Source organism: Cryobacterium algoritolerans (genome assembly GCF_004402785.1).
In the GTDB taxonomy this organism is placed as follows: domain Bacteria; phylum Actinomycetota; class Actinomycetes; order Actinomycetales; family Microbacteriaceae; genus Cryobacterium; species Cryobacterium algoritolerans.
In genome coordinates, this window is the sequence record NZ_SOFP01000074.1 from 16584 (window position 1) to 29886 (window position 13303).

The following is a 13303-nucleotide window of genomic DNA, read 5'->3' on the forward strand; positions in this document are numbered from 1 at the left end:
GAGCCGGCGGTTACCGGCCAAGAGCGAGGATGCCGGCGATCAGGCGCCGAGCAACGCCTGGATCGGCCCGCGGACGAAGTAGACCAGGAACCCCGCCGCGACGATCCAGAGCAGAGGGCTGATCTCCTTGCCCTTGCCGGAGAAGGAGCGCACCAGCACCCAGCTGATGAAGCCCGCGCCGATGCCATTGGCGATCGAGTAGGTGAGCGGCATCACGATGATCGTGAGGAACACCGGGAAGACGATCGAGAACTCCGAGAAGTCGATGAAGCGGATCTGCGACACCATCATCGCCCCGACGATCACGAGGGCGGCCGCGGCCACCTCGAGCGGCACGATCTGGGTGAGCGGGGTGAAGAACATCGCGGCCAGGAACAGCGTTCCGGTGACAACGTTGGCCAGGCCGGTGCGGGCGCCCTCGCCGATGCCGGCGCCGGATTCGATGAACACGGTATTGGACGAGCCGGAGGTGGCCCCGCCCAGGACGGCGCCGACGCCCTCGACGATCAGCGCGGACTTGAGCCGGGGGAAGTTGCCCTTCTCGTCGGCGAGCCCGGCCTCGTTGGCGAGTCCGGTCATGGTGCCCATCGCGTCGAAGAAGTTCGTGAAGACGAGGGTGAAGACCAGCATCATCGCGGCGAGCACGCCGATCCGGTCAAAGGCGCCGAAGCTGACCTGGCCAATCAGGCTGAGGTCGGGCAGGGCGACGACGGTGGTCGGCAGCACGGGCGCGTTGAGGTTCCAGCCGTCGGGGTTCTGGCCGAGCGACGGGCCGACCTTGAAGATGGCCTCGAGGATGACGGCGATGATCGTGGTACCGAGGATGCCGATCAGCAGCGCGGCCTTCACCTTGCGGGCGACCAGGATGCCGAGGATGATCAGGCCGATCACGAACACGGTCGTGGGCAGGCTGACGATCGAGCCGTTGTCGCCGAGCTGCACCGGCGGGGAGGCCGTGCCGCTGGAGCGCACGAAGCCGGAGTCGACCAGGCCGATGAAGGCGATGAACAGGCCGATGCCCACGGTGATGGCGATCTTGAGCTGGCGCGGGACCGCGTTGAAGATGAGTTCCCGCAGCCCGGTGGAGGCGAGCAGCACGATGATGAGCCCGTTGATCAGCACGAGGCCCATCGCCTCTGGCCAGGTGACCTGGCCGACGACGCTGACTGCGAGGAAGGAGTTGATGCCGAGGCCGGCGGCGAAACCGAACGGCAGCCGGGCGATCACTCCGAAGAGGATCGTCATGACGCCGGCCGTGAGGGCGGTGACGGCCGCGACCTGCGCATTGGGAAGCCAGCCGCCGACAACGTCGACCGAGGCCTGGTCGGCGCTGAAACCACCGAGGATGAGCGGGTTCAGGATGACGATGTACGCCATCGTGACGAACGTGACCAGTCCGCCGCGGATCTCCCGGCCCCAGGTGGAACCGCGGCCCGTGATCTCGAAGTAGCGGTCGAGCCTGGTCTTTGCGCCCGGCTTCGGGGTGGACTCGGTTGATGTGTGGGTCTCTGTTGCAGAAATGGTGTGCTCCTGGTGTCCGACTCAGCGTATTTTCAGTTCCCTAGTTTACGGCCATCGGGAACGCGTGCCGGACGCTGCCCCGTGCAGGGGTCAGACGTGGGGTACGAACTTGCCCCAGGCGACCCGGCGGTCGCCGAGCGGATCGGATTCGACCCGGTCGGCGGCGTCGATGATGAGCGTGCGGCGGCCGGCCTCGTCGTAGGGTGGCCACGCCGCATCCGGCTCCCCCGTGGCGGCGAAGGCGAGCCACCAGCGCTGCATTCTCACGCCGATCGCCGCGAACGCCCGGCGGCCACCGAGCGCGGTCATCGACCGGCCGAACCAGCCGTCGAGCCGGTCGAAGAGGGGGAAGAGTTCCAGACCGTGCGTGGCGTCGAGGCCGAGCAGCCGCACCAGCCGTGGCGCCGCGTCGAAGCGGTAGAAGTAGACCGGCGCGTACCGGGAATGCCGCTCCCCGACCTTGACGCTGGGATACCAGAACGAGAAGTCGCCGCCGAAGTCGAGCGCGGGCCGCAGCGCGGGGATGCCCGGGTACTGCGCCTTGAGCGCCCGACGGGCCTTCTTCTTGGTGTTGACGAAGATCGCGCTGATCCGTTTCGGGTTGGTCGCCAGGATGTCGATCCGGCCGCTGAACAGCGAACCCTCCCTGGCGTTCGTGCCGATGATCAGGGGAATCCGGTGGGCGCGGCCGTCCCGGAACGCGTCGAGCGGCCGTTCGGGCAGGAACGTGCCGTCGATTACCGGTGACAGCGGGATGGTGCCGGGGTACCGGTCGGGGGCGCGCAGGGTGAGTTCGGTGGTCGCGGCCGCGAGCACGGCCGGATCGACGGCGAGGAGCAGGGAGGCGGCGTCGGCGGCTGCTCCATCGGCCACGGCGGCGCCCGTGTCCGCTCCGGTGGCGCGGCGGAGGATCTCGACGAAGTCGCGGGCCCATTCCCCGGACTGCTCAGGCAGGTAGACGGCGTTCGGCGGGGCGCTCTGCGCAATCGCGCGCTGAAACAAACCGGCGGCGCTCGGTACGGTCATCAGGGTCGTCACGGCGTTGCCGCCGGCCGATTCGCCGAACAGGGTGACGGCATCCGGGTCGCCGCCGAACCGGCGGATGTTCTCGCGCACCCAGGTTAGGGCCGCAACCTGGTCGCGAAGGCCGAGATTGCTCTCGAACGGGCGTTCCCCGCTGCCGTACCGGCTGAAGTCGAGGTAGCCGAGCGCGCCCAGGCGATAGTTCAGGCTGACGTAGAGCACCCCGCCGCGGCGCACGAGCCCCTCGCCCTGCCTGGGCACCTCGCGGGAGGAACCCACGCTGTAGGCGCCGCCGTGGATGAAGACCATCACCGGCCGGAGATCGTCCGGGTCAACGGGGATGTCCGGGGCGATCACGTTGAGGTTCAGGCAGTCCTCACCCTGCGGGATCCTCGGGTGGGCCCCGATGAACTGGCCGCGGTGGCTCTGCGGCGAAACCGGCCCCCAGCGCCGCGCGTCGCGCACGCCCGGCCAGGCAGGGGCAGGCTGCGGCGCCCGGAAGCGGAGCGTACCCTCCGGCGCCGCTGCGTAGGGGATGCCACGCCAGGCCCGCACGCCGCGCTCCCGGATCCCCCGCACCGTGCCGGTTGAAATCACAACGTCGAGCGTGTCTTCGCGGGTGGTCTGCACGGGTCGGGTCACCGTCCGATCCTAATTCTTCACTACGATCGCAAGTGACGTTAGACAGAAACGAGAAACACATGGCACTGCCCTGGACCCTGCACGGCGACGGAAAAACGGTCGGAGTACAGGACGTGGTCGGCCCGGGAGAACGCCTGAACTGGCCGTTGACCATCGGGATCGGCGCCCAGCACGTGGTGGCGATGTTCGGGGCCACCTTCCTCGTGCCGCTGCTCACCGGGTTCCCGCCGAGCACGACGCTCCTCTTCTCGGGCATCGGCACCCTGCTGTTCCTCGTGATCACGCGCAACAGGCTGCCCAGCTACCTCGGCTCTTCCTTCGCGTTCATCGCGCCGATCACCGCCGCGACGGCCACGGCGGGGATGGGCAGCGCCCTCTTCGGCATCGTCGTCGTCGGATTCCTGCTGGCCGTCATCGGACTGACTGTGCAGCTCACCGGGACCGGCTGGATCGACACCCTGATGCCGCCCGTCGTGTCGGGTGCGATCGTGGCCCTGATCGGCTTCAACCTGGCCCCGGTCGCAAAGAGCAATTTTGCCGCCGCTCCAATGACCGCGATCATCACGCTCGTCGCCGTCATCCTGTCCACCGTGCTGTTCAGCGGCATCCTCGGCCGGCTCTCGATCTTCATCGGCGTCGTCATCGGCTACCTGGCCGCTGTGGCGTTCGGCGAGGTCGACTTCGGCAAGGTGGCAGCGGCACCCTGGTTCGGCCTGCCCCAGTTCACCGGCCCGGCGAACCCGTTCGAGAACCCGGCCGTGTTCGGCCTCCTGCCCGCTTTCCTGCCCGTCGTGCTGGTGCTGGTGGCCGAGAACGTGGGCCATATCAAGGGCGTCGCCCAGATGACCGATGCGAAGGTGAACCGGTACACCGGCCGCGCCCTGATGGCCGACGGCCTGGCCACCATGCTCGCCGGGTTCAGTGGTGGGTCGGGGACCACCACCTACGGCGAGAACATCGGCGTGATGGCCGCGACCCGGATCTACTCCACCGCCGCCTACTGGGTGGCCGGCTTCGTCGCCGTCCTGCTCGGACTCTCACCCAAGGTCGGCGCCGTGATCAACACGATTCCAGCCGGGGTGCTCGGCGGGGTCACCACCGCGCTCTACGGCCTGATCGGCATCATCGGCGTGAAGATCTGGCTCGACAACAAGGTGGACTTCGGCCGTCCGGTCAACCAATTCACCGCCGCGACGGCGCTGATCATCGGCATCGCCGACTACACCTTCACCATCGGGTCCCTCAGCTTCAACGGGATCGCCCTGGGCACGATCGCCGCTATCGTGATCTACCACCTGATGAGCTGGGTCGGCCGGCTGCGCCGCACTGACCGGTAGGACTGCCACCTTTCGCAGCACCGGCGGGAGGCGCGCAGCGCCGTTTACCGGTGCAGCGCCGGCACGATCAGGTAGACGCCGTAGAGCGCCGCGCCGACGCAGAGCACGAAGCAGCTGTACGCGCCAACCAGGGCGAGGCGTTTCTGGACCACGGTCAGCGGATTCGCCGACGCCGTCTTCCGTGCCCGTTTGGCTTCCTTGGCTGCCCGCTTCGGGGTCAGGATGGTGATCGCCCCGGTGAATGACTGGGGGTCCACGACGAGGGCTCGGCCGGCACTGGTCAGCAGCCGGAGGCCGAGCGAGTACAGACTCACCACGACCACGGAACCGAGGAGCGATGCCCCGGCGACGACGACGAATGCTGCCCAGTCGATCACAGCGCGACCCTCTTCCGGTCCCGGCGCGCGATCTTGCGCGGTGTCTTGCGGATCTTGACGACGCGGCCGGCGTCGTCGATGTCGTGCAGGTTGTCGTGCGAGATGCGGCTGCGCTGGGCACGTCGGAACAGGAGCGCGACGACGAGCGAGCCGAGGAGCAGGTCGATCACGATTCCGACCGGGCCGAGCAGTGCGAAACCGGCGGCGAAGGCACCCATGATGGCCGAGGCAGGCAGGGTGAGCACCCAGCCGAGCGCGATCTGGCCGGCCATCCCCCAGCGCACGGTGGCGCCGCGACGGCCGAGACCGGAACCGATCACCGACCCGGAGGCCACCTGCGTGGTGGAGAGGGCGAAACCGAGCTGGCTGGAGGCGAGGATGGTCGCCGCGGTGCTGGTCTCGGCGGCAAAGCCCTGAGCCGGCTTGACGTCGGTCAGACCTCGGCCCATGGTGCGGATGATCCGCCAGCCGCCGGTGTAGGTGCCGATCGCGATGGCCAGGGCGCAGACGACGATCACCCAGAGCTGGGGTCCGCTGCCGACCGACTGCACGCCACCGGCGATCAGGGTGAGCGTGATCACGCCCATCGTCTTCTGCGCGTCATTGGTGCCGTGCGAGAGGGCGACGAGCGAGGAGGAGAAGATCTGGGCGTAGCGGAAGCCGCCCCGGCCGTCCGCGCGGCCGGTGTCGCGCCGGGTGATGAAGTAGGCGAGCCTGGTGGCGATGAACGCGACCACCCCGACAGTGAGCGGCGCGATCAGCGCGGGTAGGATCACCTTGGCCAGGACTACGTTGTAGTCCACGGAATGGAAGCCGATCCCGATGATCGCCGCGCCGATCAGACCGCCGAAGAGGGCGTGGCTGGAACTGGACGGCAGACCGCGCAGCCAGGTGATCAGGTTCCAGACGATGGCGCCGATCAGGCCGGCGAAGATGATCTCCGGGGTGATCTGCACCCCGCCGTCGCCCTCACGGATGATTCCACCCGACACGGTCTTCGCCACCTCGGTGGAGAGGAATGCGCCAACGAGGTTGAGCACGGCCGCCAGTCCGACGGCCACCTTGGGCCGCATGGCACCGGTCGCGATCGGGGTTGCCATCGCGTTCGCGGTGTCATGGAACCCGTTGGTGAAGTCGAAAACCAGGGCCAGTGCGATGACCAGCACAACGATCAGGGTGAAATCCACCGGCGTCTCTCATGACTCTCTAGGAATTGGAGTGCCGAATCCGTTCGCGTCCCCCGGGAGGCCGTGCGATCAAGCTTCTCACCTGATCCTGACAGCCTGGGGCAGGCAGGTCAATTCAGCTCCGCTCGACCACCGTCGCGAGGTCCTCGCCGAAGGTGAAGGTGGCGCGCACCTGGGTCCCGGTGAGCACCCCGGGCAGCCAATGCCGGGCGTCGTCCCACATTTCGTCCACGGGCAACGCCGCCACGTCGAACCACTCGGGATCCAGCTCGTCGGACTCGCGCGGAATCCCCTCCCACTCTGCGCACACGAAGACGGTGGATTCCTGGCTCCACGCCTCCCGGTATGGGAAGAGATAGGTGAGCACACCGCGGGGCGACAGGTCGGCTTCGGCGACCGACAGGCCGGACTCCTCCTCGATTTCGCGGACCATTGCCTGCACGGGGGTTTCCCCCGCCTCGAGTTTGCCGCCGAGCCCGACGATGTTTCCGAGGCCGAGGCCCTTCTTCTTGCGGCCGAGCAGCACCTGGAGGGTCCCGTCGCTCCAGCGGGTGAGGTAGCAGACGCACACCTGGGGAAGAGCCATGAACCCCATGGTACCGGCGGCGGGCCGCATCGGGGCCGGTGCACTGTCGGGCCGTACCTTGTTAGGCTTCGGGGATGAACTTCGTGCCCGCATCCGGAACCATCACCATGTTCACGACGACCTGGTGCGGATACTGCTCGCGTCTGAAGTCCCAGCTCGACCGGGTCGGGATCAGCTACACCGAGGTGAACGTCGAAGAGGTCGACGGCACCTCCGAGCTCGTGATGAGCCTCAACGGCGGCAACCGCACCGTGCCGACCGTGTTGTTTCCCGACGGGTCGGCGGCGACGAACCCGTCGCTCGCGCAGGTTCAGGCCAAACTGGCCTGAACCTCCGAGGCGGCCGGCCGACACCCGTTCGCCCGGCCCGTTAACGGGCTGAAGGGCCGCGGCTCGGCCCTCCCGACGATCGGAAAGGGCGAGGCACGACCCCCCGGGGACGAACCCCGGACCGGTCTAGCCGAAGAGGACCGCTGCCTCGTCGTAGCGGGCCTGCGGGACGGTCTTCAGGCCGATGGTGGCGTCGGCGATGCTGACGATCTCGATGTCGGTGCCGCGGAGCGAGACCATTGATCCCCACTGGCCGGCGTAAACGGCGTCGACGGCCGCCATGCCGAGGCGGGTCGCGAGCACCCGGTCGTAGGCCGACGGGGCGCCACCGCGCTGGGTGTGGCCGAGCACGGTCGCGCGGGTTTCGATGCCCGTGCGTTCCTCGACCATGGGGGCGATCATTTCGCTGATGCCGCCGAGGCGAGGGCGGTTGAACGCGTCGAGGCCCTTGGTGGAGAGCGCCTCGTCCATGCCGGCGAGCTTGAAACCCTCTGAGACGACGAGCACGGGTGCGCGGCCGCGGTCACGCACGTGCAGCACCCACTCGCAGATCTGGTCGATGGTCTGCGGCTGCTCGGGGATGAGAATGGCGTGGGCCCCACCGGCCATGCCGGCGTGCAGGGCGATCCAGCCCACGTGGCGGCCCATGACCTCGACGATCATGCAGCGGCCGTGCGAGTCGGCGGTGGTACGGAGGCGGTCGATGGCCTCGGTGGCGATTTCGACGGCCGTGTTGAACCCGAACGAATAGTCGGTCGCCTCGAGGTCGTTGTCGATCGTCTTGGGGACGCCGACGATCTTGATCCCGGCATCCGTCAGCCGACGCGCCGCGGTGAGGGTGCCCTCGCCGCCGATCGCGATGATCGCGTCGATGCCCTCCGCGTCCATGGTCTTCTGGATGTTAACGGGGCCGCCGCGATCGCCCTCGAACGGGTTCGTACGGGAACTGCCGAGGATCGTACCGCCCTGGCGAGAGAGACCGCGCACGCTGTGCCGGTCCAGGGTCATAAAGTCGCCTTCTACCAGGCCTTTCCAGCCGTTCCGAATGCCGACGAACTCGGCATCGAGAACGCGAACGCCTTTAAGGACGGAGCCGCGAATAACAGCGTTCAGTCCTGGGCAGTCTCCACCGCTGGTGAGAATACCAATTTTCATTTGTAACAGCTCCTTCATGCACGATTAACCATGTCGGCGCCTTCACCGCCTTCTAATGATGGTCCCGGAACGGGCCCGTTTCAAATCAGCGCCGGTGAGGGACGCTCCTACAACTCCCCATCAAGTGCCTGGGTGAGCAGATAGATCAATGCGCTGGCCTGAACGGAGTCGGCGGACGAGATCTCGTCCTCAGCCCCGTCGAGCGCGCGGGCCGCGAGACCCTGCTTGCTGCCGATCAATTCGGCGATGCGAGCGTCAATGGTGTGTGCCGCGATGATCCGCCACGCGGTGACCGGCTCGTCCTGGCCGATCCGGTGCACCCGGTCGATGGCCTGCGTCTGTTCGGCGGCGGTCCAGCTGAGCTCGGCGAGCACGACGTTGGAGGCAGCCTGCAGGTTCACGCCGACGCCGGCCGCGGAGAGCGAACAGACCACCACAGCGACGCCGGGGTCGTTGTTGAACGAGTCGATCGCGCCCTGGCGCGCCAGGGCGCTCTGGTCGCCGCGCAGCGACACGGAGCGCAGGCCGCGCCTGGCAAAGATGTCTTCGGCGGCATCCATCACGTCGATGTGCTTGGCGAAGAACACGACCTTGCCCACCGAGTGCGCGAGTTGCACGGTGTAGTCCGCGGCGAGGCCGGCCTTGGCCTGGCCGATCTTGCGCACCATGGTGAAGACGTTCTCCCCCGTGGTCTGGCCCTTCGATTCCTCGAGTTCCGCGTGGGCGACGGCGCGGATGAACGCCGCGCGCTGCTCCTCGGTGAGCACCGGGTTCTTCTCGCCGGGGTGCCGGGCGGTGACCAGTCCGTTGTAGCGGGTGACCAGGCGGGCGGCGAGTTCGCGTTCGGCCTGGCGGATGGAGCGGCCCAGATCGTCGTCGAGTTCGACCGGGAGGTCGGCGATCCGCTTGGCGGGCAGGTCGGCGGCGACGTCGATCTTGCGGCGGCGCACGATGCCCATGTCGATCACGGCGGCTCGCGCCTCGGCGTAGAAGCCCGGATCGGCGGGGGTCAGCCCGGTCGCTTCGAGGCGCTGCATGAGTTTCGGGGTGGGCTTGTCGCCGTCGATCCAGCCGAGGAACTGCCAGATCGCGCGGAAGTCGTCGACGTCGTTGATCAGGGGCGTTCCGGTCAGCGCCATCAGAAGCGGGTTGCCGCCCGGCGTGCGGCGGCGGATCTGGTCGGCCAGGGCCAGCACATGCTTGGAGCGCTGCGATTGCAGGTTCTTGATGAAATGGGCCTCGTCGACGACCATGCCCTTGAAACCGAGCGTGCCGAGCCAGGTGCGGTGCCGGTCGAGCACGTCGTAGTTGACGATCACGACGTCGGCGAACGCGTCGAGGGTTTGGCCGTCGCCGTGGATGACGGTGGCCCGGCGGTGCGGAGTCCACATTTCCACCTCGCGAACCCAGTTCATCTTGACGACGTTGGGCACGATGGCCAGCAACGGGTAGGCACCGGCGACGGATGCCGCGAGCAGGCTCTGCGCTGTCTTCCCGAGCCCCGGCTCGTCGGCGAGCAGGTAGCTGCGGTGGCCGAGGCGGGCGCTCTCCACGAACCGGGTCTGGTGGCGCATCAGCTCCATCGCGGGAGGCGACAGCCGGTCGACCCTGGGTGCCTCAGGCAGGTCCATGCTGGCAGCCTGCCCGCCTGACCCGTATTCGAAGGACTTGAACAGGGGGCCGATGAGCTCCCAGTTCGCGAGCCGGCGGGCGGAAACGACGGGACGGGCCTGGGCCGCGCTGAAGTCGGGGGCGAGGAACGGGTTCGCCAGCTGCCGGGCCTTTACCGACTGCGGGACGACCTGGTTCTCGGCGATCTCCGGCTTGGCCTCCGGTTCGCGGGTGATGATGAGCTCGTCGGGGCTGAGCTCGGCCCCGGATTCGAGCAACCAGTCACGGCGGAACCGCTGCGCGACGGTGGAAACTCCGGCGTCGGGTTCGAGCAGCGTGATCAGGCTGGTGTCGCGGGCGGCCGTCTTCGCGAGGATCTGGGCGATGCCGTCGAGGCGTTTGAGCAGCTCAGCCCGGTTCGCGTCGGTGAGTTCCTTGTCGCTCTTCACCCTGGCGCGTTCCTCGCGCATGAGCAGGGCGATGACCTGGTACTTGGTGCGGTTGGTCGGGCCGAGCTTGCCGCCGGCCTGCGCCTTCGCCTCCACCTCGCGCACCTTGCGGGCGAGGATGGGGATGATGGGCGCGTCGTCGTCGCGGGAACGGGGCCGCTGCCTGGCGCGGCCTCCGGCCGCGGCACGGTTGTTTGAACCTGTGGCCTGGTGGCGGGTGTATGCCATTCTTCTCCAACTTCACAGCAGCACGGCAGACGAAACCGCGCTCGTCGTGGTGCGGCATCCGTGGACACCGGTGCGATCGATACGCCGAACCCTGAATCGAACACCGCGTCAACCATATGTGTGCTGCTCACATTTTTCGTGGAGCGGCACGGTGGAGACGGTGACCGGGCTTTCAAGGCGCTGCCTCAGTCTACGCCCGCACCACCGGTCCGCTGCACCGGCACCTTGGTGAGCACGCCGACGACGATGAAGACCAGCGCGGCCGCGAACTGGGCCGATACCCAGCCCTGCCCGTGCAGGGCGATCAGGAAGACCGGGTTCCAGAGCACCGCGATCGGGCCGAGCGGGAGCAGCCACCACCAGGACCGCGCCTGCCAGACGAAGACGCAGATGATCAGGGCCAGGATGCTGACCGCGTAGCGGATCACGATGTAGCCGGACGAATCCAGGAGGGCGAGTCCGCCCAGCAGCGCCATGGCGCCGAGCAGGCCGGGCGCGAGCGCGGACCTGGTGAAGGACGGTGCAACCGGAGTGCCCATCAGACGCCACCTCCCCCGCCGCCGCCGCCGCCCCCGCCGACGGAACCTGCGCCGCCCCCGCCGGAACTGGAGGAACTCGACGCCGTTCCCGACCACGCGGCCGAGGTCGAGCTGGCGAACGAACTGATTCCCGCCGCGAAGTAGCCCGCGTTGAAGCCGGCACTGCCGGCATACCAGTCGGGCTGGGTACCGCTTCGCAGATAGTAGTCGGTGAGCACGACGGACCACTCCTTTTCCTGTCCGAACAGCACGGCGAAGGGCAGCAGCTGCTCATAAAGTTTAAGCACCTGCAGTGGACGGTTCGGGTCCGCCCCGCCGGCGGGCAGGGCGGCCGCGTCCGGCCCGGCGTCGGCCAGCACCTCTGCCGGGTCGGGCCGATAGGGCGACCGGAGGGCGCCGACGGGGCTCTGCAGCACCCGCAGCCGGTCGGCCTCTGCCACGCCGATGTAGAGCTTCACACCCTTGAGGTAGTCGCGCAGCTCGGAGCCGGCCGCGGTGAGCGGTCGCACGTTTCCAGCCGTGGCCATCACCACCACGGCGAAAAGGATGCCCAGCACGAGGACCAGCACCGGCCAGCCTCCGCCGATCTCGCCGACCAGACCGATGATGCTCGCGACAACCGCGATCACCGCGCTGACCACGGCCGTGAGCAGCAGCCGGCGGCGGGTTGAACCACCCTTGTGCTCGCGGAGGCCGTCGGCGAGCATCCGTTTGCGATTGGACCGTTGTTCGGCCAGGAGCGTGGTCGTGAGCCCCGTGTCCTTCGCCTTCAGGTCGCGAAGCGTGCCAGGGGCGAGACCCGGGAAGAGCGTCGCGAGCACCGCGTGCTCGATCGGGTCGAGGCCGTTGGCGTGCCGGAGTTCGAGCAGGTAATGTCTCCTGCCTTCACCCTCGAGCACCCGCACGTTCCCACGCACGGCGAAGGAGAGCAACAGGGCGGTCATGGCCCTGGCGGATGCCGCGAACACGTCACCGGCCTGGAGCAGGTTGACGCCCGCAGGCGGCAGGTACTCGGCGATGATGGTGGGGCGGCCCGGTGCGTTCCGCCAGCGGGTGGCCCGCTGCACGGAGGCCGCGATCGCCCCGAGCAGGCCGATCAGCGCCGCACCGAGGCCGATGCTCGGGAACGGGTTCGCCGTGAAAGAGGAGTCCCTGGGCACGAAGGTACCCGGTTCGAACCCCACCGCCACGGCCAGTCCCTGGTGCCGGTCGAGGGTGCCGGCGGTCACCGTGACCTGACTTCGGTCGGCCGAACCGGCCAGGCCCGCGCAGGCGGCGGACGAGTCGATGCCGCCCTGGTAACAGTCCGTCCGGCCGGTGAGCCTGGGCACGAGCCCGGCCGCCACGGTCAGCGTCGCCGAGACGTCGCCGAACGGCTGGTTCCAGCCTGTGCCATTGACCTCCCAGTAGAACTCCTCGTCATTCGCATTGTCAGGAACGAGCGTGACGTCGATCTGGCGGTAGGTGATCACGTAGGTCTGCGCGCCGTGCACGAAGTCGTCGGCCGCGATGGTGACGGTGAGGAACTCCGGTCCGTTGTCGCTGGTCGTTTCGCTCTCCGAGGCCAGGGGCGTGCCGTTCCCATCGGTGACGCTGACCAGGCTGAGCCCGGTCGGGTGGCCGTCGTAGTGGGTCGGGATGGCGCGACGAATACCGTGGTTCTGGTCGAAGTCCGGGAACCGGGCGACGATCGTCTCGGTCGTGGTGAGGCTGGAATGACCGTCCCCGGTGAGGCCGAGCCGGAAATCGGAGTGCCACGAATCGAAGGTGAAATCGTCGGTGCCGGAGCGGAGGGTAGCGGGCGCGGGTCGTGGAGCGGTGCTCAGCCCTGGCACCGAGGCACTGGCCGGTGATGAGGCCGGGATCCCGAGCAGCACGAGTGCGCAGAGGGAAACCACGAGCACCAGCGAACCGGCCAGGAGGAGGCGAACCAGTCGACGCATGACCCCAACTCTACTCAGGGCGCGCAGACCAATCCGCCGGCACCCCTCCGGGGTACAGGGTCACCGGCGCCCCGGCGATGCCGCCCCGGTGGTCGAGCCCGTCCCCGTGTTCGAGCCTCTGGAGACCCGGTCCCGGTGGTCGACCCCCGGAGACCCGGCCCCGGTGGTCGAGCTTGTCGAGACCCGCACCGTGATTTCGGTAGGGTTCACCACCGGCAAAGATCGAACACAGTACCGATATCATGCAGAAACAATGGTGACAAAGTATCGACTCTCTGTTCGATTCGGCGTATACTGGGGGCATGGCAGGAGCCTTGGATCCGCAGTCAACAGCCGCCCCGGCAGGAGCGGCAATCCCGGCACCGTTCGACCCCGA

The 13303-nt window shown here is 68.1% G+C and carries 11 protein-coding genes; 2 read left to right on the forward strand and 9 right to left on the reverse strand.

What is annotated here, in order from left to right; genetic code table 11:
- Positions 1-39 precede the first annotated feature (39 nt).
- Together E3O19_RS15145 and E3O19_RS15150 are read right to left on the reverse strand one after the other, a co-directional pair.
- Positions 40-1521, reverse strand: coding sequence for an NCS2 family permease (locus E3O19_RS15145; protein ID WP_134568971.1), 1482 nt, complete (start codon positions 1519-1521; stop codon positions 40-42).
- 90 nt (positions 1522-1611) lie between these two features.
- A complete protein-coding gene (locus E3O19_RS15150) occupies positions 1612-3186 on the reverse strand; it encodes a carboxylesterase/lipase family protein (RefSeq protein WP_134568973.1) in 1575 nt (524 codons plus the stop codon).
- Between the two features lie 59 nt (positions 3187-3245).
- On the opposite strand from E3O19_RS15150, the gene E3O19_RS15155 reads away from it, so the two are divergent.
- Positions 3246-4523 carry a uracil-xanthine permease family protein gene (locus E3O19_RS15155; RefSeq protein ID WP_134568974.1) on the forward strand — a complete coding sequence of 426 codons (1278 nt, stop codon included), beginning with the start codon at positions 3246-3248 and terminating at the stop codon, positions 4521-4523.
- Positions 4524-4567: 44 nt separating this feature from the next.
- Here E3O19_RS15155 and E3O19_RS15160 read toward each other — a convergent pair whose 3' ends face one another.
- The 3 genes from E3O19_RS15160 to E3O19_RS15170 all read right to left on the reverse strand — a co-directional run bounded on the left by E3O19_RS15160 (position 4568) and on the right by E3O19_RS15170 (position 6673).
- Complete coding sequence (locus E3O19_RS15160; RefSeq protein WP_134568976.1) at positions 4568-4900, reverse strand: peptidase; 333 nt, start codon at positions 4898-4900, stop codon at positions 4568-4570.
- Positions 4897-6087 (reverse strand): inorganic phosphate transporter, encoded by a 1191-nt coding sequence (locus E3O19_RS15165; RefSeq protein WP_134568978.1) that lies wholly within the window; start codon positions 6085-6087, stop codon positions 4897-4899. Before E3O19_RS15165 ends, E3O19_RS15160 begins: the two co-directional genes overlap by 4 nt.
- 115 nt (positions 6088-6202) lie before the next feature.
- Positions 6203-6673 (reverse strand): 8-oxo-dGTP diphosphatase, encoded by a 471-nt coding sequence (locus tag E3O19_RS15170; protein ID WP_166804592.1) that lies wholly within the window; start codon positions 6671-6673, stop codon positions 6203-6205.
- Positions 6674-6747: 74 nt separating this feature from the next.
- Between E3O19_RS15170 and E3O19_RS15175 the strand changes: the two genes are divergently transcribed.
- Entirely contained in the window at positions 6748-7002 is a 255-nt protein-coding gene (locus E3O19_RS15175) for a mycoredoxin (protein ID WP_134568982.1), read from the forward strand.
- 126 nt (positions 7003-7128) lie between these two features.
- Here E3O19_RS15175 and E3O19_RS15180 read toward each other — a convergent pair whose 3' ends face one another.
- The 4 genes from E3O19_RS15180 to E3O19_RS15195 form a co-directional block, all read right to left on the reverse strand.
- The gene (locus tag E3O19_RS15180) at positions 7129-8157 is read right to left on the reverse strand and encodes a 6-phosphofructokinase (protein WP_134568984.1); all 1029 of its coding nucleotides are present in this window, start codon (positions 8155-8157) and stop codon (positions 7129-7131) included.
- Between the two features lie 107 nt (positions 8158-8264).
- The gene (locus tag E3O19_RS15185; protein ID WP_134568986.1) at positions 8265-10445 is read right to left on the reverse strand and encodes a DEAD/DEAH box helicase; all 2181 of its coding nucleotides are present in this window, start codon (positions 10443-10445) and stop codon (positions 8265-8267) included.
- Between the two features lie 185 nt (positions 10446-10630).
- Positions 10631-10984, reverse strand: a complete 354-nt coding sequence (locus E3O19_RS15190) for a DUF6804 family protein (protein WP_241981414.1) — start codon at positions 10982-10984, stop codon at positions 10631-10633.
- Positions 10984-12927 (reverse strand): DUF2207 family protein, encoded by a 1944-nt coding sequence (locus E3O19_RS15195; RefSeq protein ID WP_134568988.1) that lies wholly within the window; start codon positions 12925-12927, stop codon positions 10984-10986. The genes E3O19_RS15190 and E3O19_RS15195 overlap by 1 nt, the downstream gene beginning before the upstream one ends.
- Positions 12928-13303 lie beyond the last annotated feature (376 nt).